Source organism: Achromobacter animicus (assembly GCF_902859585.1).
Classification (GTDB): domain Bacteria; phylum Pseudomonadota; class Gammaproteobacteria; order Burkholderiales; family Burkholderiaceae_B; genus Achromobacter; species Achromobacter animicus.
This window is the reverse complement of sequence record NZ_CADIJM010000005.1, coordinates 48,452-70,098: the sequence shown is the minus strand read 5'-3', so window position 1 is coordinate 70,098 and position 21,647 is coordinate 48,452. Positions and strand designations below refer to the sequence as shown.

General features: G+C 67.5%; 19 protein-coding genes. 14 read left to right on the top strand and 5 right to left on the bottom strand.

The genetic code is table 11. The annotated features are described in order from the left end of the window. Positions 1 to 77: 77 nt before the first annotated feature. Genes HV681_RS14600 through HV681_RS14580 form a run of 5 tightly spaced genes read right to left on the bottom strand, consistent with a single transcriptional unit; the run spans position 78 to position 6,241 of the window. Positions 78 to 1,784 carry an ABC transporter ATP-binding protein gene (locus HV681_RS14600; protein WP_175123757.1) on the bottom strand — a complete coding sequence of 569 codons (1,707 nt, stop codon included), beginning with the start codon at positions 1,782 to 1,784 and terminating at the stop codon, positions 78 to 80. A gap of 14 nt (positions 1,785 to 1,798) precedes the next feature. Beyond that, on the bottom strand, positions 1,799 to 2,677 hold the full coding sequence (locus HV681_RS14595) for an ABC transporter permease (protein WP_056565144.1): 879 nt from the start codon (positions 2,675 to 2,677) through the stop codon (positions 1,799 to 1,801). Continuing rightward, on the bottom strand, positions 2,674 to 3,651 hold the full coding sequence (locus HV681_RS14590) for an ABC transporter permease (RefSeq protein ID WP_175123756.1): 978 nt from the start codon (positions 3,649 to 3,651) through the stop codon (positions 2,674 to 2,676). Before HV681_RS14590 ends, HV681_RS14595 begins: the two co-directional genes overlap by 4 nt. A 19-nt stretch (positions 3,652 to 3,670) precedes the next feature. After that, positions 3,671 to 5,353 (bottom strand): ABC transporter substrate-binding protein, encoded by a 1,683-nt coding sequence (locus tag HV681_RS14585; RefSeq protein WP_175123755.1) that lies wholly within the window; start codon positions 5,351 to 5,353, stop codon positions 3,671 to 3,673. A gap of 60 nt (positions 5,354 to 5,413) precedes the next feature. Next, complete coding sequence (locus HV681_RS14580; protein ID WP_175123754.1) at positions 5,414 to 6,241, bottom strand: hypothetical protein; 828 nt, start codon at positions 6,239 to 6,241, stop codon at positions 5,414 to 5,416. 226 nt (positions 6,242 to 6,467) lie between these two features. On the opposite strand from HV681_RS14580, the gene HV681_RS14575 reads away from it, so the two are divergent. The 14 genes from HV681_RS14575 (at position 6,468) to HV681_RS14510 (ending at position 21,634) form a co-directional block, all read left to right on the top strand. Next, positions 6,468 to 7,709, top strand: a complete 1,242-nt coding sequence (locus HV681_RS14575) for an SfnB family sulfur acquisition oxidoreductase (protein WP_175123753.1) — start codon at positions 6,468 to 6,470, stop codon at positions 7,707 to 7,709. A gap of 4 nt (positions 7,710 to 7,713) precedes the next feature. Further along, positions 7,714 to 8,931 carry an SfnB family sulfur acquisition oxidoreductase gene (locus HV681_RS14570; protein ID WP_175123752.1) on the top strand — a complete coding sequence of 406 codons (1,218 nt, stop codon included), beginning with the start codon at positions 7,714 to 7,716 and terminating at the stop codon, positions 8,929 to 8,931. A gap of 19 nt (positions 8,932 to 8,950) precedes the next feature. Beyond that, positions 8,951 to 10,321, top strand: a complete 1,371-nt coding sequence (locus HV681_RS14565; protein WP_175123751.1) for an LLM class flavin-dependent oxidoreductase — start codon at positions 8,951 to 8,953, stop codon at positions 10,319 to 10,321. Between the two features lie 1,395 nt (positions 10,322 to 11,716). Further along, entirely contained in the window at positions 11,717 to 12,523 is an 807-nt protein-coding gene (locus tag HV681_RS14560) for a MetQ/NlpA family ABC transporter substrate-binding protein (protein WP_175123750.1), read from the top strand. Positions 12,524 to 12,545: 22 nt separating this feature from the next. Continuing rightward, complete coding sequence (gene ssuE / locus HV681_RS14555; RefSeq protein WP_175123749.1) at positions 12,546 to 13,139, top strand: NADPH-dependent FMN reductase; 594 nt, start codon at positions 12,546 to 12,548, stop codon at positions 13,137 to 13,139. Positions 13,140 to 13,153: 14 nt separating this feature from the next. Continuing rightward, positions 13,154 to 14,326, top strand: a complete 1,173-nt coding sequence (ssuD, locus tag HV681_RS14550) for an FMNH2-dependent alkanesulfonate monooxygenase (protein WP_175123748.1) — start codon at positions 13,154 to 13,156, stop codon at positions 14,324 to 14,326. Further along, positions 14,326 to 15,165, top strand: a complete 840-nt coding sequence (locus HV681_RS14545; protein WP_175123747.1) for an ABC transporter permease subunit — start codon at positions 14,326 to 14,328, stop codon at positions 15,163 to 15,165. Before ssuD ends, HV681_RS14545 begins: the two co-directional genes overlap by 1 nt. Further along, the gene (locus HV681_RS14540; protein WP_175123746.1) at positions 15,165 to 16,394 is read left to right on the top strand and encodes an acyl-CoA dehydrogenase family protein; all 1,230 of its coding nucleotides are present in this window, start codon (positions 15,165 to 15,167) and stop codon (positions 16,392 to 16,394) included. The genes HV681_RS14545 and HV681_RS14540 overlap by 1 nt, the downstream gene beginning before the upstream one ends. Positions 16,395 to 16,404: 10 nt before the next feature. Next, on the top strand, positions 16,405 to 17,205 hold the full coding sequence (locus HV681_RS14535) for a methionine ABC transporter ATP-binding protein (RefSeq protein ID WP_175123745.1): 801 nt from the start codon (positions 16,405 to 16,407) through the stop codon (positions 17,203 to 17,205). Beyond that, entirely contained in the window at positions 17,205 to 17,867 is a 663-nt protein-coding gene (locus HV681_RS14530; RefSeq protein WP_056566920.1) for a methionine ABC transporter permease, read from the top strand. Before HV681_RS14535 ends, HV681_RS14530 begins: the two co-directional genes overlap by 1 nt. Before the next feature lie 15 nt (positions 17,868 to 17,882). After that, positions 17,883 to 18,716: a MetQ/NlpA family ABC transporter substrate-binding protein gene (locus HV681_RS14525; RefSeq protein WP_254594972.1), complete on the top strand. Its 834-nt coding sequence runs from the start codon at positions 17,883 to 17,885 to the stop codon at positions 18,714 to 18,716. Positions 18,717 to 18,750: 34 nt separating this feature from the next. Next, positions 18,751 to 19,650, top strand: a complete 900-nt coding sequence (locus HV681_RS14520; protein WP_175123744.1) for an ATP-binding cassette domain-containing protein — start codon at positions 18,751 to 18,753, stop codon at positions 19,648 to 19,650. 67 nt (positions 19,651 to 19,717) lie between these two features. Continuing rightward, positions 19,718 to 19,933 carry a TOBE domain-containing protein gene (locus tag HV681_RS14515; protein WP_175123743.1) on the top strand — a complete coding sequence of 72 codons (216 nt, stop codon included), beginning with the start codon at positions 19,718 to 19,720 and terminating at the stop codon, positions 19,931 to 19,933. Between the two features lie 132 nt (positions 19,934 to 20,065). Beyond that, a complete protein-coding gene (locus tag HV681_RS14510; RefSeq protein WP_175123742.1) occupies positions 20,066 to 21,634 on the top strand; it encodes a DUF3300 domain-containing protein in 1,569 nt (522 codons plus the stop codon). The last annotated feature ends 13 nt before the right edge of the window (positions 21,635 to 21,647 follow it).

Here is a 21,647-nt window from a genome sequence, read left to right as displayed (position 1 = left end):
TCCAGCAACGGCGAATCCAGTATAGGCCTGCGGGCAGGCGCAAGCCAGCCCCCCTTAAGGCGGAGCCCGCGGCGGCGTCAGGCGATCCGCCGCTGCGCCTCGGCCCGCGGTTCCAGTCCCCGGGGCAGCGCGGCGATGAGGCTGCGCGTGTACGGGTGGCGGGCGTCGCGCCAGAGCGTGGCGTTCGGCCCCTCCTCGACGATTTGCCCCGCGTTCATCACCAGCACCCGGTCCGCCAGGTAATGCACCACGGACAGGTCGTGCGAAATGAACAGGTAGGACAGCCGGAACTCATCCTTCAGGTCGACCAGCAGGTTGAGGATCTGCGCCTGCACGGACACGTCCAGCGCCGACACCGGTTCGTCGCAGATGACCAGCGCCGGGCGCAGCACCAGCGCCCGCGCGATGCCGATGCGCTGGCGCTGGCCTCCCGAGAATTCGCTGGGGTAGCGTGACAAGGCGTCGCGCGGCAGGCCCACGGCGTCCAGGATGTGGTGGATGCGGCGCCGGCGTTCGTTGCGATCCTTCACATGGTGAATGCGAAGCGCCGCCTCCAGGATGTCCGCCACGGTGTGCCGGGGATTGAGGGACGCGTACGGATCCTGAAAGATCATCTGCACGCGCTGGCGGTAGCCCGCCAGACGTCCGGCGTCCAGTTCCGTGGTGTCTTCGCCGCCAAGCAGGATGCGGCCCGAGGCCGGCGGCAGCAGCCGAACCAGCGCGCGCGACAGCGTCGACTTGCCGCAACCCGATTCGCCCACCAGACCCACGGTTTCGCCCGCTGCGATCTCGAACGACACGCCATCGACCGCGGCGGTGACGCCGCGGGACGTCCGGTACTGCACGCGCAGTTCCTGCACCTGCAGCAGCGGGCCGTTTGCGCTGGCCGCGGGATCGTTGGCGGCTGCGGGCGCGCGCGGCGGCGTCACCAGTCCAAAAACCGGTTTGCCCGACGCAGGATCCAGCCGCGTGCGAATCTCCGGCAGCCGCAGCCTGCTGTAATGCGTGGCGTCGTCCAGCCGCAGCGATGCACCAAGCAGGCCGCGCGTGTACGGGTGGCGCGGCTGGCCCAGCAGCGTGGACGCCGCGCCTTCTTCCACCTTTTCGCCTTGCACCATCACCGCTACGCGGTCCGCCCATTCGCCAACGACGGCAAGGTCGTGCGTGATCAGCAACAGCCCCATGCCCAGTTCACCGCGCAGGTCGTCCAGCAGTTTCAGGATCTGCGCCTGGACAGTCACGTCCAGCGCGGTGGTGGGCTCGTCGGCCACCAGCAGCGCGGGCTGGCAGGCGATGGCCGCGGCGATCATCGCCCGCTGGCGCTGACCGCCGGACAGGTGATGCGGATAGTCGTCCACGCGGCGCTGCGGCTCCGGCACGCGCACCAGGTCGAGCAGCTCGATGGCACGTGCGCGGGCCGCGCGGGCGGACGCGCCGCGATGCAGACGCAGCGCTTCGCCGATCTGGTCGCCCAGGGTCAGCACCGGATTCAGGCTGGTCATTGGCTCCTGGAAGATCATCGCGATGCGGTCGCCGCGCAGCGCGCAGCGGCGGCGTTCGGACAGCGCCAGCAGGTCCTGGCCCTCGAACAGCACGCGGCCCTGCACTTTCGCATGGCGCGGCAGCAGCCCCAGCAAGGCGAGCGCGGTGGTGGACTTGCCGCAGCCGGACTCGCCCACCAGCGCCAGTGTTTCGCCCGCGCGCAGTTGCAGGTCCAGGTTCCGCACGGCCTGGTGGCCGGGGAAGGCGACGTTCAATCCTTGGATGTCGATCAGCGTGGTCATGGTAGGAGATGAAGTTACGGCTGGCCGGCAGCGGCGGGCTGTGCCGCGACCCGGCGGCGGCGCAGCTTGGGGTTGAGCGCGTCGTTGATGGCGTCGCTGAGCAGGTTCAGCGCCAGCACGGTCGCCATGATGGTCAGGCCGGGCAGCGCGGTCATGTACCACGCGGTGCGCAGCGCCTCGCGGCCCGCGCCGACCATGCTGCCCCAGCTCACCACGTTGGGATCGCCCAGTCCCAGAAAGGACAGTCCCGCTTCGGACAGGATGGCGTGAGCCACCAGCACGGCGGTGGTCACGATGATGGGCGGCAGGGCGTTGGGCAGGATCTCGCGGAAGATGATGCGGGCGTGGCCGGCGCCCAGCGTCTGCGCGGCCCGCACGAATTCGCGTTCGCGCAGCGAAATGAATTCGCCGCGCGTCAGTCGCGCGATGCCGGTCCAAGACGTGATGCCCAGCGCAAAGATGATGGTCGACAGTGACGGCCCCAGAATCGCCACCAGCACGATCGCCAGAAGGAACGAGGGCACCGTCTGGAACAGCTCGGTGATGCGCATCAGCACGGCATCGGTGCGCGGACCGGCATAGCCGGCAAAGGCGCCCACCAGCAGCCCGATGCCTAGCGCGATCGCGGCCGACGCGCCGCCCACCAGCAGCGACACGCGCGCCCCGTGGAAAAGCCCGGCCAGGATGTCGCGGCCCATCAGGTCGGTACCTGCGGGAAACTCGGCGTCTTCGCCGGGCCAGGTAAAGGGGGCGCCGACCATCTCCAGCGGATCGTCGGGAAACAGCCACGAGGCGCTGGCCGCCGCGCCGATCACGATGGCCAGAATGACCGCGCCGACAGCGGCCGAAGGCGTGCGCAGCAGGCGCAGCGCGGCAAGGGCGGGTGCTTTCATGTCTTTCTCACTCGGGGGTCGAGCAGGCCGTAGCAGGCGTCGACGGCTATGTTCATCAGAGCGACCAGCGCCGCGCTCATCAGCAGGATGCCCAGCAGCAGGTTGACGTCGCGGCTGGCGATGGCCTCGAACGACAACTGCCCCAGTCCCGGCCACGCGAACACGGTTTCGACCACGATGCTGCCGCCCAGCAGCGCGCTGCTTTGCAGACCCAGCATGGTGATGACCGGCAGAATGGCGTTCTTCAGGGCATGGCGCCAGATGACACGCGCCTCGCCGTTGCCGCGGGCGCGGGCCGTGCGGATGTAGTCCTCCTGCAGGGTTTCGATCATCGACGCGCGCGACAGCCGGGCGTAGATGGCCACGTAGTAGATCGCCACGGTCGTGACCGGCAGCGCCAGGTGGCGCGCGTAGTCCAGCCACAGCGCCCAGCCTTGGTGCGCCGCGCCCACGTCACGGATGCCGCCGACCGGCAGCCAGTTCAGGTGCACGCCAAAGCCCACGATCAGCATCAGCGCCGTCCAGAACATGGGCGCGGAATAGCCGGCCGTGGCCAGCCCGGACAGCAGCGTGTCCAGGATGCCCTGCGGACGCCGGGCGGCCAGCACGCCCAGCAGCACGCCGATGGCCACGGACAGCGCCAAACCCGTGCCAATCAGCGCCAGCGTCGCGGGCAGCCGGTTGAAGATCAGGTCCGACACCGGCTCGCCGAAGCGGAACGAATACCCCAGGTCCAGCGACAGCAGGCTCTTGAGGTAATAGCCCAGCTGCGCGAACACGCTCTGGTCCAGGCCATACGCCTGGCGCAACTGCGCGACGTGCTCGGGCGTGATGCCGCTGTTTTCAGAGGCGATCACGTCCACCAGATCACCTGGAACAAGTTTCAGCAGGAAGAAGTTGGCAATCGCGGTGACGCCCACCACGAACAGGATCTGCAGCAGGTAGCGCAGCGGACGGGGCAGGCGCAGGGACATGGCGATCTTTCCCCGGCCGTCAGGCCTTGCCCAGCCAGACGTTGGCAAAGTTGTTGCGCGAATGGGACGAGGCATCCGTCACGTTGCGCACCTGTTTGTCCCACACGCCAAACCAGCGGAACTCAAACAGCCCGATCAGCGGCAGATCACGCTGCGCCAGCCGTTGCACCTCGTTGTACTGCTCGATGCGCTTTTGCGGATCGGTTTCGATCTGCGCGGCTTCGATGGCCCGGTCCATGTCTGCGTTCTTGTAGCCGGACACGTTGTACCAGGGCGTGCCCTTGGCTTCAGCTTTGCTCCAGTAGCGCGTCTCCACGCCCAGCTGCGGATCGATCAGCACCGTGCCCCAAGAACTGATGAGCTGGAAGTTGTAGTCGGTGAACACATTGCGCGTCCATGTCGCCAGGTCCAGCCCGCGTAGCGTCACGTCGATGCCGATCTTGCGCAGCGCCTGACGCACGAACTCGCCGGTGCGCCGGTAGTCGTCGCCGAACGGGATGTAGTCGTGCGTCAGCGCAAAGCGCCAGCCGTCGGCCTTGCGCGGATAGCCCGCTTCGTCCAGCAGCTTCTCGGCCAGCGCCGGATCAAACGGATACTGCTGCACGTTGGGATTGTGATAGGGCTTGACCAGCGACGGCACCGGGCTGACGAACGGTTCGGCATAGCCGTTCCAGACGGTCTTGACCAGCACCTGCTTGTTCACTGCATGCGCGATGGCCTGGCGCACCTTCAGGTTCGAAAGGATGGGATCGCGCAGGTTGGCTTCCAGCCACAGCCACGCCGCAAAGCCGTTGTAGCCGGACGTGTCGACCGCCAGCTTGGGCAGCTTGGACAGGCGCGTCGCATCGGTGAAGGCCACCGGATTGCGCTCGCCGTAGGCCACGCCGCCGGTTTCCAGCGCAGTGGCGCGGCCCGAGACGTCGGGAATGATCTTCCAGACGATGCGGTCCAGGTACGGACGCTCGGGCTGCCAGTATTTCTCGTTCTTCTCCAGCACGATGTAGTTGCCCCGGTTCCATTCCTTGAACACGAAGGGGCCCGTGCCGATGGGCTTGTTGTTGTAGGGATTGTTCTGGATGTCCGTACCTTCGAACAGATGGCGCGGCAGGATCGGCGCACCCAGCGAGTCGATGGCGTTCAGCGCCACGGGGGTGGGCTGGGACAGGTGCAGCACCACGGTGTGATCGTCCGGCGCCTCCACCTTCTGCAGGTACTGGAACACGCGGCGCGCGCTGGGCGCATGTTTGAGCCACACTTCCTCGGCCGACCACTTCACATCCGCCGACGTGAACGGCTTGCCGTCATGCCACAGCACGCCCTGGCGAAGCTTGAAGGTGATGGTCTTGCCGTCCTCCGACACGGTCCAGCTTTCGGCCAGGACGGGACGCGGCCTGAGGTCCGGGCCGTACTCCACCAGCCCGTCGAAGATCTTGCTCACCACGGCCCCCGTGGGCGTGGACGAGTTCAGGTAGAACGCCAGCGTGGGCGGCTCCGGATGCACCACTGCATTGAGCACGCCGCCGCGCACCGCGCCGTCCACGGTGTTGGGCAGGCTGTTCGTGTCGGCGTGCGCGGGCGCGAAGATCACGTTGGGAAACAGGGCGCCCGAGCCCATCAGCGCCGCGGCGCCCATGAGCCAGCGGCGCAACGGGCTGGCGGGCTGGTCCTGATCGTCTGCGGCGGGGGGAAGAGACTGCGTCATCGTGGTGTCCTTGCGTGGAAAGAGGGAGCGTCGTGCGGGGAAGGGGGAGGGTGTGCGGAATCACGCCGCCAGGCTGGTCAATGCAGGCAGATCCGCCGGATCACGCCGCAGCAGCGTGGCCAGCAACTCGCGCCGCCACGCGTCGTACAGCGCGACGTGGTTGCGGGTGTCCAGGCGCGTGGCGTGTTGGTTCAGCTGCCAGGAGTCGCGCAGATAGGGACCCAGGATGCGCTGCGCATCCTCGTCGGCCTGGATCAGGCCTTCCACCCAGTCTTCACGTTGGGCCGGGTCGGCGCGTTCCAGCTTGTTCAGCCACCACTGCGTGATGCGGATGCGGTGCGCCTCCTCGTCCGGCAGAATGCGGTTCTCGCCGAATTCGCGGTGGCCGAAGTCCAGCACCTGTGCGGTGCGCCGGTTCACGAACAGGCGCGCCAGGATGTAGTGCTCGTAGTGAAACTGCCACGCCAGGAAGTTCTGCCAATTGCGCAGCGCAAAGCCGCCGATCAGGTCCCATGCGTCACGCACGCCCTCCTCGACCAGCGGCAGCGGATCGGCGCCCAGCAGTATTGCGGCGCGTCCGCGCGAAAACTCCGCGTGCGCCGCGTCGTCGCCAAGCTGACGCGCCAGCGCAAACTGAAACTCGACGTCGTCGTCGAACAGGCCCGATATCGCATGCGCGGCGACCTGCGTGATGAAGAGGTCATGCACGGTGTTCCACACGGCATAGCGGGCGGCGGCCTCGCGCTCTTCCGCGTTTGCCAGGTCGCGCGGCGCGTCGAGGCGCGCGGCCGGAATGTTCGGCGCAACGACAAGCCGCAGATCGTCAAACAGCTGCGCTTCAAGCGCGCCGTCGTAATGCAGGGACAAGGGCAGATCCAGTTCGGGCATGGCGGCTGCTAGGTGGTTGGCGGAAAGACTCGACTCTAAGCAAGCGCCAACGCCCGCCACAAACATTCTTTGGTGATTTGGATATGCGCGCCGCGCCCCGCTAACAGGGGCGTACGCAGCGTTCGGGCGCATATGCCGATTTCAAATAAGCCAATGCAAAATCAGTTCTTCCGCTTCGCCTCGGCCGCGACGTAGGCTGCATGTCTTCTCAACGCCGGGGCATTCCATGCCGCAAGCTTCAAGCATTTCCACCACGCACGACATCGACGAGGCGCCGCGGGTCGTGCCTGCCGCCCGCATCGCCGGCGACGCGCAGGCCATCGACGCCGCGCATGCGCTGGCGGCCGATTTCGCACAAGGCGCGGCGCAGCGGGACCGCGAACGCGGCTTGCCGTGGCGCGAGATCGAACGCTACTCGGCGAGCGGCCTGGGCGGCATCACGGTGCCGCGTGAATACGGCGGACCGGACGTGTCCCATGTCACACTGGCCGAGGTCTTTCGCATCATCAGCGCGGCGGACCCGTCGCTGGGCCAGATCCCGCAGAATCACTTCGGCTTTCTCAACCTGTTGCGCCTGACCGGATCGCCTGAGCAGAAGCGCCGTTACTACGAAGGTGTGCTGGCGGGACGGCGGCTGGGCAACGCGGGCCCCGAACGTCACACGCGCCATACCCGCGATATACAGGCGCGCCTTGTCCCCGACGGCGACGGCTTTCGCCTTACCGGCCGCAAGTTCTACTCCACCGGCGCGCTGTTCGCGCACTGGATTCCCTCCAAGGTGCTGGACGCTCAGGGCAGGCTGGTGACGGTCGTGCTGGAACGCGGCGCGCCGGGCCTGACGGTGGTGGACGACTGGTCCAGCTTCGGTCAGCGCACCACGGCCAGCGGCACGGTGCTGCTGGACAACGTGCGCGTGGAAGCGGAAAGCATCCTGCCCGCCTGGACCGTGCAGGAAAGCCCCGTGCTGATCGGCCCCTTCGCGCAGCTGATGCAGGCCGCCATCGACGCCGGCATCGCGCAGGGTGCGCTGAACGACACGGTGGCCTTCCTGCGCGAACGCGCGCGTCCCTGGGTGGAGGCCAACGTCGAACGCGCGACGCAGGACCCGTACGTCATCGCCGACGTGGGGCGTCTGTACACCGACCTGCATGCTGCCGAGGCCTTGCTGACCGAGGCCGCGCAACACCTGGACGACGCCGCACGACGCGAGCTGGACGCCGACGCCGTCGCGGCCGCGTCCATCGTGGTGGCGCGCGCCAAAGCGCTGACCACGGAGATCGCGCTTACCGCCAGCGAGAAGCTCTTCGAACTCTCGGGCTCGCGCGCATCGCTGGCCGAGTTCAACCTGGACCGCCACTGGCGCAATGCGCGCACGCACACGTTGCACGACCCGGTGCGCTGGAAGTACCACGCCATCGGCAACCACGTGCTGAACGGCCAGCGTCCCAACCGCCATTCCTGGATCTGAACTCATGCCGCATCAGAACGTGTCCACGCTGGCGCCCCGCCGCGCCGCCATCATCCAGAACGACGCGCAGGCCATCGAAACCGCCCACGCGCTGGCCGCCGAATTTGCCGAAGAGGCTTCCGTACGCGACCGCGAACGCCGACTGCCCCTGCCGGAGCTGGAGCGCTATTCCCAGTCGGGCCTGTGGGGCATCACCGTGCCCCGCGAGCATGGCGGCGCCGGCGTCTCCCGCGTAACGCTCGCTGCCGTCACGGCGATCATCTCGCGCGCCGACGGCTCGCTGGGCCAGATTCCGCAGAACCACTACTACGCGCTGGAAGTCCTGCGCGTGAACGGCAACGCCGACCAGCAGGCCCGCTTCTACGCACGCGCCCTGGCCGGCGACCGCTTCGGCAATGCGCTGGCCGAGGTCGGCACACGCACCGCCGCCGAGCGCCGCACCCGCCTGACGCCCGACGGCCAGGACGGCTGGCGCATCAACGGCAGCAAGTTCTACTGCACCGGCGCACTCTATGCCCAGTGGATCCCCACCGCCACCGTGGACGAGGGCGGCATCCAGCGTCTGGCCTTCGTGCGCCGCGACAGCCCCGGCGTCGAAGTCATCGACGACTGGTCCGGCTTCGGCCAGCGCGTGACCGGCAGCGGCACCGTGGTCTTCAAGAACGTCGCGGTGCCGCGGCAAGACGTGCTGCTGCTTGCCGATCCGTCCGCGCCCGGCAACACGATCAAGCCGCTGGCGCAGCTGATCCACGCCGCCATCGACCTGGGGATCGGCCAGGCCGCGCTCGCCGACGCCGTCGACTTCGTACGCGAACGCTCGCGGCCATGGATCGACGCCGGCCTCGACGAGGCGCGGCACGACCCGCTGACAATCAGCGAATTCGGCCGCCTGTCCGTCCGGTTGGAGGCTGCCCGCGCCCTGGTGGCGCGCGCCGGCCGAATCCTGGACATCGCCACCACGGACGCCACCGCAGAACACATCACCGCTGCCGCCATCGCCGTGGCCGAGGCCCGTGCGCTCACCACCGAGGCGTCGCTGGCCGCCGGCACCAAGCTCTTCGAGCTGTCGGGAACGCAATCCACGCTGGACCACCTGAACCTCGACCGCCACTGGCGCAACGCCCGCACCCACACGCTGCACGACCCGGTGCGCTGGAAGATCCATGCCGTCGGCAACTACTACCTCAACGACGCTCCGCCCGCGCGCGTGGGCACCACCTGATACGCCGGAGCGGCTCGCCATGGCTAAAAAACAAATCCTCCTGAACGCGTTCAACATGAACTGCGTCGGCCACATCAACCACGGCCTGTGGACGCATCCGCGCGACACGTCCACCCAATACAAGACGCTGGAATACTGGACGGATCTGGCCAAGCTGCTGGAACGCGGCCTGTTCGATGGCCTGTTCCTGGCCGACATCGTTGGCGTGTACGACGTCTACCAGGACTCGGCCGACATCACGCTGCGCGAGTCCATCCAGCTCCCGGTCAACGACCCCCTGCTCACGGTCTCCGCCATGGCCGCCGCCACGCGCCACCTGGGCTTCGGCGTGACGGTGAACCTGACCTACGAAGCGCCGTACCTGCTGGCGCGCCGCTTCTCGACGCTGGACCACCTGACCAACGGCCGCATCGGCTGGAACATCGTCACCGGCTACCTGGAAAGCGCCGCGCGCGCGATGGGCCTGTCCGAACAGATCGCCCACGACGAACGCTACGACCGTGCCGACGAGTTCCTGGAAGTCGCCTACAAACTCTGGGAAGGCAGTTGGGACGACGACGCGGTACACGCCGACAAACGCGCGCGCCGGTACGCAGACCCGACCGCCGTTCGCCCGGTGGACCACACCGGCAAGTACTACCGAGTACAGGGCTATCACCTGTCCGAACCCTCGCGCCAGCGCACACCGGTCCTCTACCAAGCCGGCTCCTCCGGCCGCGGCCAGGCCTTCGCCGCGCGCCATGCCGAATGCGTGTTCGTGTCAAGCCAAACCAAGGAAGGCCTGCGCAAACTCGTCGCCGACGTCCGCGACGCGGTGGCACGCGAAGGCCGCAATCCGCGCGACATCAAGTTCTTCATGGGCGTGACAGTGGTGCCGGGAAGAACGGAAGCCGAGGCACGCGAGAAGCACGCCGAATACCTGCGCTACGCCAACCCCGAAGCGGGCCTCGCGCACTACGCCAGCTCCACCGGCATCGACTTTTCGCGCTATGCCCCAGACGAGCCGATCCGCTACGTGAAGAACAACGCGATCGAATCGGCCGTCAAGAACCTGACCGTGGCCCGCACCGACCGCACGGTCAACGACCTGCTGGCCGACATGGCATTAGGGGGCAGATATCCGGCGCTGGTCGGCAGCGCATCGCAGATCGCGGACGAACTGGAATCGTGGGTGGCTGAAGCGGATATCGACGGATTCAACCTGGCGAGGACGGTGACGCCGGAATGCTACGAGGACTTCATCGACATCGTGGTGCCTGAATTGCAGGAGCGGGGGTCGTACAAGCGGGCGTATTCGGAGGGGTCTTTGAGGGAGAAGTTGTTTGGGGAGGGGAGGGGGAGATTGGCGGAGGGACACGTGGGGGCTGGATTTGGAGGTGTGTTGGTTTGAGATGTTTAGGCAGGGATTTGTAGGCGGCGTCAAGGCTACAGAGGCTGATCAGATCTCTGCAGGCTTGCTCAGATATTCCTAGCTGCGTCAGGTCTTCGTCGGCTGCGTCAGATCTTCGTAGGTCGCCCGACGCCGCGGTCCCCGTGGGCACGATCGCCCACGATTGCGGTCCGGAGCCTTCGCTCCGGACTTCCCCTTCGTCATCTTCGTCCGCCTTCGGCTCCCTTCAGATTCCCTCGGGCGCATCGACGGCGCTCGTGCCCACGGTGACCGCGACGCCGTGCTACTAGGGTCTTTGGTATGGGGCGCTGCAAGACCTGTGGTCAGGGAAGGAGATCTGCGGGGCCGCCGGGTTGCTGCCGCCCGGACGGCGGCAACCCGGCATCGGGTCGGTGGGGCGTCGTGGCGGTGTGCGCTTCGCGCCGGCGTTGATTGGTTTGCTAATGGCCCGCCGTCACGGGGGGAGGGGCGGTGATGAGCGGCGCGTCGACGTTCAGCCACAACTTGCCGACCCGTACGCGCCGCCCATCGGGCACTGGAGTTCAACTGACGGTTATTGCCGTCGCTGCCGGAATCTACCGATGCCGTCTGCCGCTGGCGGTGTCTGACACCCTCGGAAGATGCACGTGGTATGAAGCGGATCTGCAGGTGTCTGACACCCTCGGGAGATGCACTTGGTATGAAGCGAATCTCGCCAGGGTGTCAGACACCTCATTCGGTCTTACGAATTTGAGGCTGTCAGACACCCAAACCCAAAAGCAGCCACACGCGAAGCGTCATCGCCACGACGCAAGACGCCGCGTAAGTCTCCGGAGGCCGCCCGCGCGGCCGAACGGAGACGGGCCCCGCAAGCTGCTTCTAGCTTGAACAACACGGCGCAAAAACGCCAAGCAAGCCGTTCGTCCCAGCGACCTGAAAACTCGAATTGCCAGAGTCCGGTGCGGTGGCGGCCCGGGGTGCGCGGGGCGTCGATAAGCCCGAGGGAATCTGAAGGGAGCCGAAGGCGGACGAAGATGACGAAGGGGAAGTCCGGAGCGAAGGCTCCGGACCGCAATCGTGGCCCCGCGCGCCCCGGGCCGCCACCGTGCCGGACGTCTTAAAAACTCAATCATCGCGCAAGCCGCCACCGTGCCGGACGTCTTAAAAACTCAATCATCGCGCAAGCCGCCACCGTGCCAGACGTCTTAAGAACTCAATCACCGCGCCGTCCGCCACGTGCCGGACGTCTTAAGAACTCAATCCCACGCCGGCCTCCATCAGCAACCAAATCAGCATCCGCGCTAACAACCCCACCCTGTGCACACATAACCTCATATCGACTAAGTATTTTTCGCCCGCAAACCCCGATGACAGAATCACCTCATCAAGCATTCACCTCATCGGACACAAAACGAAATGGCCTCCTTGCTCCGCCTCCTGACCACAGCAGCACTCACGCTCGCGTTCACCACAAGCGCACAAGCCCAGAACAACAGCAAGGACACCATCACAGTAGGCATCTCCGTAGGCACCGCTGAAAAAATCTTCGACGTCGTCAAGCAAGTCGCCGCCCGCGACGGCCTGCAGATCAAGCTCGTCAAATTCAACGACTACCAACTCCCCAACGCCGCCCTCAACGCCGGTGACCTCGACGCCAACGCCTTCCAGCACAAGCCCTTCCTCGACAACCAGATCAAGGCACGCGGCTTCGACATCGTTCCCGTCGGCCTTACCGTCACCGCGCCGCTAGGCTTCTACTCCCGCAAGATCAAATCGCTCGACGAGCTGCCCGAAGGCGCGTCCGTGGGCATTCAGAACGATCCCTCCAACGGCAACCGCGCCCTGCGTCTGCTAGCCGCCTACAAGCTCATCACCCTCAAGCCCGAGGCCGAGCAGAAGAACACCGCCACGCCGCTTGACGTCGTCTCCAACCCCCGAAAGCTCAAGCTGATTGCGCTCGACGCCGCGCAGCTGCCGCGGTCTCTTGATGATCTGACCGCCGCGTCCATCAACAACGACTACGCCGAACAGGCCGGTCTGGTGCCTGCCCGCGACGCCATCGGACGAGAGGCTGCCGATGGCCCCTACGCCAATCTCATCGCCGTGCGCACCAAAGACCGCGACCAGCCCTGGGTCAAGAGGCTGGTCTCCGCGTATCAATCGCCCGAAGTCCGCGCCTACATCGAGCGCGAATTCAAAGGCTCGCTTGTCCCCGCCTTCTAACGCATCGCCCCGGCAGATCACCATGAGCATCCTCACCCTGGCGGGCAGTCCGTCGCAGCGGTCCCGTTCCTCCGCGTTGCTCCGCCACGCCGCGCAGATCCTGCGTGCACGCGGGCTAGGCATCAGCGAACTCGGCCTGCGCGACATCCCCGCCGAAGAACTCATCGAAGGGCATTACACCGGCGCGGCCGCCAACGCCCTGCGTGCGCAGGTTGCGGCCGCCGACGCCGTGCTCATCTCCACGCCCGTCTACAAAGCCTCGTTCTCCGGCGGTCTCAAAGCCGTGCTCGACCTGCTCGATGAAAAGGCGCTCGCCGGCAAAGTCGTCCTGCCGATTGCCACCGGCGGCAGTCCCGCGCATCTGCTTGCCCTCGAGTACGGCCTCAAGCCCGTGCTGTCCGCGCTCGGTGCGCGGCACATCCTGGCCGGCGTCTACGCCACCGACAAACAGGTGCGGCTCGATGAGTCGGGCAACGCCGACATCGACGACGACGTGCGCGGACGGCTCGAGGATTCCGTCGAGCGTCTGTCCGAACACGTGCAGCCGCGCGCTGGCGCCGTCCACCCTGCCTACGACCTTGGCCGTCTCGCCCTTGCGGGCGGCTTCAGCGTCTGATCCGGAGTTTCAGCATGGATGTTTTCTGGTTCATCCCCACGCACGGCGATTCCCGTTACCTTGGCACCAGCCGTGGTGCGCGCGCCGCCAGCTATGACTACTTCCGCCAGGTCGCCGTCGCCGCCGACACCCTCGGTTATGACGGCGTCCTGCTGCCCACCGGCCGGTCCTGCGAAGATGCGTGGGTCGTTGCCTCCAGCCTCATCGGCGCTACCCGCAACCTGAAGTTCCTGGTCGCCATCCGCCCCGGCGTCAGCTCGCCGCAAGTGTCCGCGCGCATGGCCGCCACCTTCGACCGCCTGTCCGAAGGCCGGCTGCTCGTCAACGTCGTCACCGGCGGCGATCCCGGCGAGCTCGAAGGCGACGGCGTCTTCGTCAGCCATGACCAGCGCTACGCCATCACCGCTGATTACCTCAAGATCTGGCGCGGCATTCTTGAAAACAGCCACCAGGCTGAAGGCTTCAGCTTCGAAGGCGAGCAGCTCGTCTCCAAGGGCGGCAAGGTCATCTATCCGCCCGTCCAGAAACCGTACCCGCCGTTGTACTTTGGCGGCTCGTCCGAAGCCGCGCACGAACTCGCGGCCGAACAGCTCGACGTCTACCTGACCTGGGGCGAACCGCCCGATGCCGTTGCGCGCAAGATCGCCGACGTGCGCGCCCGCGCCGCGCGGCATGGGCGCACCGTGCGCTTCGGCATCCGGCTGCACGTCATCGTGCGCGAGACCAACGAAGCGGCGTGGGCCGCGGCCGATGAACTCATCAGTCATCTCAGCGAAGACGCCGTGCAGGCCGCGCAGGCCGCGTTCGGCAAGATGGATTCCGAAGGCCAGCGCCGCATGGCCGCGTTGCATGGCGGCAAGCTGACCGACGGCAACGGCGGCCGCGCGCACCTGGAGATCTCGCCCAACTTGTGGGCGGGCGTCGGCCTCGTGCGCGGCGGCGCCGGCACCGCGCTGGTCGGCGATCCCGAAACCGTCGCCGCCCGCATCCAGGAGTACGCCGACCTCGGCATCGACACCTTCATCTTCTCCGGCTATCCGCACCTGGAAGAGTCGTACCGCTTTGCCGAACTGGTGTTCCCGCTGCTGCCCGGCAAGGGCGAGCGCAAGCCGGGCAGCACCGTGCTCACCGGCCCCTTCGGCGAAGTCATGGCGACCGAGCTGGTGCCCAAGGAAGCGGCAAGCTGATGTCTGCCCCGCGCAAGCCTCCCAGCCCGAACCTGCGGGCCGCGCCTTGGCTGGTGTCCGTTCTGGCTCCCGCGCTGTCTCCACTGCTGGCCTCCCTGTTCGTCCTCGCGGCATGGCAGGCCGCCGCGCAGGCCGGCTGGCTGTCCGGCCGCCTGCTGCCCGCGCCATCGACGGTTGCCGCCGCCGCGGTGGCGCTGGCGCGCAGCGGCGAGCTGTGGAGCCATGCGGGCGCCAGCCTGCTGCGCGTGCTCGCAGGCCTGGTGTTGGGTGGCGGGGCGGCCTTGATCCTGGGCGCGATGAACGCCACCGCCCGGCGCGCCGGCAAACAGGCCGACACCTTGCTGCAGGCGTTGGGCGTCGTGCCCGTGCTCGCGTTTGCGCCGCTCATCCTGCTGTGGCTCGGCGTGGGCGAGGCGGCCCGGCTGGCGCTGCTGTCGCTGGGCGCATTCTTTCCGATCTACCGCCAGACGGTGCGCGGTATCCGCGCGGTGGATCCCGGATTGATCGCCACGGGCAGGTCTCATGGCCTGCACGGCTGGGCGCTGTTCCTGCACGTCATCCTGCCTGGCGCACTGCCGTCGATCCTGACGGGGCTGCGGCAAGGCTTGGGACTCGCGTGGCTGATCCTGGTGGCGTTGGAAGTGTTTGCGGCGCCGTCGGGCGTTGGCCTGCTGGCCGAGCACGGCCGCATCGCCGCGCGCGCCGACCTGCTGTTGCTCGGCATCGCGCTGTATGCCGCGATGAGCGCGGCGTCGCAGGCGCTGGTGCACCTGCTTGCGCGCCACCTGCTGCGCTGGAGCCCGGCGCATCGGCCCGAACTGTTTTCAAGGATCGATTGATGGCCAAGATATCCCTGTTGCGCCAAGCGCGCCACGATGAAGGCGCCAGCGCCGGAGCGGCCGATGCGACCGATGCGGCCGGCGCTGCGTTGGAAGCGTTGGCGGCCGAACTGGCTGCCACCGCCGTCGAACGCGACCGCGCGGGCGGTCATGCGGCCCATGAGCGCGAACGCATCCGCGCCAGCGGACTGCTTCGCCTGTCCATTCCCACCGCCTACGGCGGCACGGGCGCGGAGTGGTCCACCGTGCTGGCGGCGGTGCGCCGCCTGGCCGAAGTCGACAGCGCGCTCGCGCACGTGTTCGGTTTTCATCATCTGCAGGTCGCCGGCGTGCTGCTGTACGGCACGCCCGAGCAGCAGGCCTACTTTCTGGCGCCCACCGCCGAGCGCCAGCTCTTCTGGGGCAACGCGCTCAATCCGCTGGACCGCCGCGTCATCGCCCGCGCGGAGCTGGACGGCTACCGCATCGACGGCGTGAAAAGCTTCAGTTCCGGTTCGGTCGGATCGGACCTCCTGACATTCTCGGCCTGGCACAAGCCTTCGGGCACCGCGCTGATCGCCGCGTTGCCCACGCAGGCCGACGGCATCACCGTCAATCCCGACTGGGATGCGTTCGGCCAGCGCCAGACCGACAGCGGCACGGTGCGCTTCGATCACGTGCGACTGGAAGCCATCCAGGTGCTGCAGGCGCCGGGCGTCACCCCCACCGCCCGCGCCACGCTGCGTTCGCAGGTAGCGCAACTCATCATGACCAACCTTTATCTGGGCATCGCGCGCGGCGCCTTTCACGAGGCACGCCGCTACGTGCGCGACGAGGCGCGGCCGTGGTTCGCATCCGGCGTTGATCGCCATGTCGACGATCCCTACGTGCAGGAGCGCTTCGGCGAATTCTGGCTGCGCGTGCAGGCGGCGGAGGCGCTGGCCGATCTGGCCGGATTGAAGCTGGACGCGGCGCTGGCGCGCGGACCGTCGGTCACGGCGCAGGAACGCGGCGACGTCGCGGTGGCCGGTGCACAGGCCAAGGTGCTGGCGCATCGCGCCGCGCTGGCGGTGGGCTCGGAACTGTTTGAAGTGACAGGGGCCAGCGCCACTTCCGCGCGTTACGGCTACGACCGCTACTGGCGCAACGCGCGCGTCCACACCCTGCATGACCCGGTGTCCTACAAGATCCGCGACCTGGGTCGGTACGCGCTGCTTGACCAGGCGCCCGAACCCACCGCCTATTCCTGATGCAATCGCAATGACCGATATTTCCGACATCCCCGCCGTGCCGCAGCCCGTCATCTGCCTGGATGCGGTGAGCAAGTCGTTTGCCACGCGTGCGGGACGCTTTGACGCCGTGCGCAACGTGTCGCTGTCGATCCGCGCCGGCGACACGTTCGGCATCATCGGAAAGAGCGGCGCGGGCAAGTCCACGCTGCTGCGCCTCATCAACCTGCTGGAGCGGCCGGACGAGGGCGCCGTGCGCGTGGCCGGCACCGAACTCACCGCGCTGTCCAAGCGCGACCTGCGGTCGGCGCGGCAGAACATCGGCATGATCTTCCAGCAGTTCAACCTGCTGCAGAACGAGACCGTGTTCGAGAACGTGGCCTTTGCGCTGCGCGTGCACGGCGGGCGCAGCAAGACGCAGATCGCCGACCGCGTGCGCGACTGCCTGGAGATCGTGGGCCTGACCGACAAGGCGGCCAGCCATCCCGCGCAGTTGTCGGGCGGCCAGAAACAGCGCGTGGCGATCGCGCGCGCGCTGGCCAGCGAGCCGGCCGTGCTGCTGTGCGACGAGCCCACCTCCGCGCTCGACCCCGAAACCACGCGCTCGGTGCTGAGCGTGCTGCGCGACATCAACAAGCGCCTGGGCGTCACCATCGTCATCGTCACGCACGAACTGGCCGTGGTGCGCGCACTCTGCCGCCATGTGGCCGTGATGGAAAACGGCGAGGTGCTGGAACAGGCAGAGATCTCGGGCGCCAACGTGCACCTGTCCTCGCCGCTGGGCCGCGAGTTGATTCGCGAAGCCACCCACCCCTACGAAGAGGTTGCATGATGCTGGACACCTTTGTGCAGTTGCTGCCCGAACTGGGCGTGGCGGTCGGACAGACCTTTCTGATGCTGGCCATTGCATTGGCCGCCTCGATCCTGCTCGGCGGCCCGCTCGGCATCCTCGTATTCCTGACCGGGCCCGGCCAATCGCTGGACCGTCCGGTGCTTCACCGGTTGCTGAGCTGGACGGTGAATACCGTGCGGTCGTTTCCTTTCATCATCCTGCTCGTCGCGCTGGTGCCGTTTACGCGGGTGATTGCAGGAACGTCGATCGGGCCGGTCGCCGCAGCGGTGCCGCTGTCGTTCGCGGCCATTCCGTATTTCGCGCGGCTGGTCGAGCAATGCCTGCGCGAGGTGCCGCGTGGCGTGATCGAAGCCGCGCACGCCGCGGGCGCATCGGAATTGCAGATCGTGCGCCGCGTGTTGCTGGTGGAGGCGCGTTCGGGCCTTGTGCTGGCCTTGACGGTTCTGGCCGTCAGCTTCCTGTCCTACTCGGCCGTGGCCGGCGTGGTGGGCGGCGGCGGCATCGGCGACCTGGCCATCCGCTATGGCTATTACCGCTTCCAGACCGACGTGATGGTGCTGACCGTGGCGCTGCTCGTGGTGCTGGTGCAGATCATCCAGTTCGCCGGCAATACCGTCGCGCGACGCATCGACAAACGCTGACCCCAAAGGACACTCATGCTGCTTACCAATCGCCTCGCCCCGACGCTCGCCGTGCTGGCCGTGTTGGCCTTCGGGGGAACCGCCCACGCGGCCGACCCCGCCAAAAAAGAAATCGTGTTCGGCGCGACGGCCGGGCCGTACAGCGACCAGATCAAGCTGGGCATCAAGCCCATCCTGGAAAAGCAGGGCTATACGGTCAAGATCGTCGAGTTCAACGATTACGTGCAACCCAACTTTGCGCTGGCGCAGGGCGCGCTGGACGCCAACGCGTTCCAGCACATCGTCTACCTGAAGAACTTCGCGGCCAAGAACAAGCTTGAACTGTCCGAACTGGTCAAGGTGCCGACCGCGCCCATCGCCATCTACAGCAAGAAGTACAAGCGCGTCGATGCGGCGCCCGACGGCGTGAGCGTGGCGGTACCCAACGATCCCACCAACCAGGCGCGCGCGCTGGTCGTGTTGCAGGAATTGGGTTGGGTGAAACTGCGCGACGGCTATGACCCCTTGCAGGTGTCTGAGAAGGACGTGGCGGTCAACGTGAAGAAGATCAAGATCATCCCGCTGGAAGCCGCGCAACTGCCGCGTTCGCTGGAAGACACCGACTTCTCGTTCGTGAACGGCAACTTCGCGCTGGCCTCAGGTCTGAAGCTGACCGAGGCGCTGGCGCTGGAAAAGACGACGCCCACCTACCAGAACCTGGTGGCCGTGCGCACGGCGGATCGCGACAAGCCGTTCGTCAAGGACATCGCAGCGGCCTACGCGTCGCCGGAGTTTCTGGCGGTCACCGAGAAGTCGTTCGCCGGCTTCGTGAAGACCGACTACCAGCAGAAGCTGGAGGCGGCTCGCTAGGGCCGCGGACAGGGGCATACGCCGGCAGGCCGCCATGTTCATCCACCCCAACGAGTTCGAGCTCTTCCAGCACCTGCAGGCGCCTTACCGCGCCGAGCGGGACAACGCGCCGGACGAGGACGCCGCGCGTCCTGCGCCTCTGCGTGTGACGTTGCGCAGGCTGGCCGGGCGTGTTGGCGGCGACGTGCTGCATCCGCTGGACCTGGACATCGCCGCCGGGGAATTCGTGGCGGTGGTGGGGCGTGCGGACAGCGGCAAGCGCGCGCTGCTGCGGATGCTGGCCGGCGAAGCCACCCCGACCGGCGAACAGGGCGGCGCGCCGCAGCGCTCGCCCGTGCTGTTCGACAACTTTCCGCTGTGGGCGCCAGACCATCGTATTCGCGCGTTGGGGGCGGATGCCCGCCTGCTGCCGTGGAAGCGCGTGATCGACAACGTCGCGCTGGGATTGCCCGAGCGCGACCGGGCGCTTGCCGCGTTGCGGCAGGTGGACCTGGCGCGCCACGCCGACGACTGGCCCGCCAGCCTGACCGGCGCGCAGTGCCAGCGCGTCGCGCTCGCCCGCGCGCTGGCGCACCGGCCCGGCCTGCTGCTGCTGGACGAGCCCTTGGGCCGGCTGGACGCGCTGGCCCGGATCGGCATGCAGGGCGAGCTGGAAGCCGCATGGCGCCGGCAAGGCTTTACCGCCGTGCTGGCCACCCATGACGCCGCCGAGGCGGTGGCCGTGGCGGACAGGATCCTGGTGCTGGACGCGGGCCGCGTGACGCTGGACGTGCGGGTGGACCTGCCGCGTCCGCGCGTGCGCGGATCGGCCGCCTTTACGGCGCTGGAGGCGCGCGTGCTGCGCGCCGCGCTGGGACAACCCGACACGCCGGGTCCGGACGGCAGGCCGCTTGCGCCTGTCATCCAGATCCGGCATCTGAGGCTCGCGGTCTGACGCCGCGGGCCGGCAGGCACAACCCGGCGCCGCCGTGGCGCCATCCTCATCTTTCAGGAGCAACACCATGAGCATCCAGTCCATCAACGCCCGCAACCAGTTCCGCGGCAAGATCAAGGAAATCATCCTCGGCCCGGTGGTGTCCGAAGTCGACGTCGACACGCCCGCCGGCATCGTCACGTCGGTCATCACCACCCGCTCGGTCAAGGAACTGGACCTGCAGATCGGCACCGAGGTCCTGGCATTCGTGAAGGCGACCGAGGTGTCCGTCGCCAAGCTGTAGGCCGATAGGCGCGGTTCGGGCGTACTACCGCTGGCGCTTCCAAACGGCCAGCGTTAGGCATATATTGTCTTCGCGATATCCGGCGGTTCCCTCCTGGCTTGTGGCGTCTTGCTCTGTGTGCGGAGAACGGAAATGCGGCGACTGCGAACGTGGTTCTTCGGCCTGATTTGCCTGGGGCTGTCACTCTCTTTTCCCGCCATGGCGCAGACCAAGCTGAGCAACGCTCAGCTTGATCAGTTGATGGCGCCCGTGGCGCTCTATCCGGACGCGCTGCTGTCGCAGATCCTGATGGGATCCACGTACCCCGATGACGTCGCGGCGGCGGCCAAATGGTCGGCCGCAAACGCCAACCAGTCCGGCGATGATGCGGTGCGAGCCGTCGACGCCGAAACCTGGGATCCCAGCGTCAAGTCGCTGGTGGCCTTTCCCTCCGTCATGGACATGATGGGCCGCGAGCCCGGCTGGGTGAAGTCCGTGGGCGACGCGTTCCTGGCGCAGCCCGAGGCCGTCATGGATTCCGTCCAGCGGCTGCGCACACAGGCGCAAAAGGCCGGGAACCTGAAAAGCACGCCGCAGCAGACGGTCAAGACCACCACCGCGAATGACAAGACGGTTGTGGTGATCGAACCGGCGGATCCTCAAGTCGTCTACGTGCCCAGTTACAACCCGACGGTGGTCTATGGCGCGTGGGCGTATCCGTCGTATCCGCCTTATTACTATCCCCCGCCGCCGGGGTCGGTGTTTGCCAGTTCGCTGGTGGCCGGGATCGGATTCGGCATCGGCGTCGCGGCGATCAATTCGATGTGGGGCGACGCAAACTGGGGGCATGGCGACATCGACATCGACGTGGATCGCTACAACAACATCAACGTCAACAATCGCATTGACCGCAACAACGTCAATAACAACCGGTCGACGTGGCAACACAACGCCGCCAATCGCGGCAACGCACCGTACGCGGACGCTGCCAACCGCCAGCGTTTCGACAGCCAGCGGCAGGCCGGCTTGCAGAATCGCGCGCAGGCCGGCGGCCAAGGGCTTGGCGCGGCGGGCGCGGCGCCGGCAGCCGGTTCCCGCGATGCCGCCAGGCAGCGGGCGGCGCAGTCTTTTGAAGGGCGGACCGGGCAGCCGATCGCGGGTCATTCCGGCGCGGACGGCGGACGCGGCCAGGGGGCAGGCCGGGGCGACGGCACGGCGGGCCGGGGGCAAGGGCAGGGGCCGCAAGCCGGACAGGGCGGACGGGACCGCAGCGCCGGGACGGCCGGAGTCTCGACCCAGGATCGCGCTCAGAACAGGTCAACCGGCGTCTCGACCCAGGATCGCGCCCAGAACCGGTCAACCGGCGTCTCGACCCAGGATCGCGCCCAGAACCGGGCAACGGGCGTCTCAACCCAGGATCGTCCGCGCGACGGCGCGTCCAGCGTCGGGACGTCTGGCATCTCGATGCAGGACCGGCAGGCCGCCGCCCAGCGCCAGCGCGCCGACGAGACGGCCGCGCGCGACCGGGCGCGCGCGTCGAACAGCCACAACGCGCTGAGCGGGGCGGGCGACGGCGACCGCATGCGGCAGCAGAACCAGCGCGGCGAAATGAGCCGCGGCGGCGGCGGGCATCGCAGCACCGGCGCCAGCGCGCCGCATCGTGGCGGCGGGGCAGGCGTCCATCGCGGCGGTGGCGGCGGGCGCGGCGGCGGCCGGAGATAGGCACCATGGACAA

Coding starts and splice junctions, on each gene's coding strand:
- HV681_RS14600 (WP_175123757.1), bottom strand. CDS start 1,784: ATGACCACGCTGATCGACATCCAAGGATTGAACGTCGCCTTCCCCGGC.
- HV681_RS14595 (WP_056565144.1), bottom strand. CDS start 2,677: ATGAAAGCACCCGCCCTTGCCGCGCTGCGCCTGCTGCGCACGCCTTCG.
- HV681_RS14590 (WP_175123756.1), bottom strand. CDS start 3,651: ATGTCCCTGCGCCTGCCCCGTCCGCTGCGCTACCTGCTGCAGATCCTG.
- HV681_RS14585 (WP_175123755.1), bottom strand. CDS start 5,353: ATGACGCAGTCTCTTCCCCCCGCCGCAGACGATCAGGACCAGCCCGCC.
- HV681_RS14580 (WP_175123754.1), bottom strand. CDS start 6,241: ATGCCCGAACTGGATCTGCCCTTGTCCCTGCATTACGACGGCGCGCTT.
- HV681_RS14575 (WP_175123753.1), top strand. CDS start 6,468: ATGCCGCAAGCTTCAAGCATTTCCACCACGCACGACATCGACGAGGCG.
- HV681_RS14570 (WP_175123752.1), top strand. CDS start 7,714: ATGCCGCATCAGAACGTGTCCACGCTGGCGCCCCGCCGCGCCGCCATC.
- HV681_RS14565 (WP_175123751.1), top strand. CDS start 8,951: ATGGCTAAAAAACAAATCCTCCTGAACGCGTTCAACATGAACTGCGTC.
- HV681_RS14560 (WP_175123750.1), top strand. CDS start 11,717: ATGGCCTCCTTGCTCCGCCTCCTGACCACAGCAGCACTCACGCTCGCG.
- ssuE (WP_175123749.1), top strand. CDS start 12,546: ATGAGCATCCTCACCCTGGCGGGCAGTCCGTCGCAGCGGTCCCGTTCC.
- ssuD (WP_175123748.1), top strand. CDS start 13,154: ATGGATGTTTTCTGGTTCATCCCCACGCACGGCGATTCCCGTTACCTT.
- HV681_RS14545 (WP_175123747.1), top strand. CDS start 14,326: ATGTCTGCCCCGCGCAAGCCTCCCAGCCCGAACCTGCGGGCCGCGCCT.
- HV681_RS14540 (WP_175123746.1), top strand. CDS start 15,165: ATGGCCAAGATATCCCTGTTGCGCCAAGCGCGCCACGATGAAGGCGCC.
- HV681_RS14535 (WP_175123745.1), top strand. CDS start 16,405: ATGACCGATATTTCCGACATCCCCGCCGTGCCGCAGCCCGTCATCTGC.
- HV681_RS14530 (WP_056566920.1), top strand. CDS start 17,205: ATGCTGGACACCTTTGTGCAGTTGCTGCCCGAACTGGGCGTGGCGGTC.
- HV681_RS14525 (WP_254594972.1), top strand. CDS start 17,883: ATGCTGCTTACCAATCGCCTCGCCCCGACGCTCGCCGTGCTGGCCGTG.
- HV681_RS14520 (WP_175123744.1), top strand. CDS start 18,751: ATGTTCATCCACCCCAACGAGTTCGAGCTCTTCCAGCACCTGCAGGCG.
- HV681_RS14515 (WP_175123743.1), top strand. CDS start 19,718: ATGAGCATCCAGTCCATCAACGCCCGCAACCAGTTCCGCGGCAAGATC.
- HV681_RS14510 (WP_175123742.1), top strand. CDS start 20,066: ATGCGGCGACTGCGAACGTGGTTCTTCGGCCTGATTTGCCTGGGGCTG.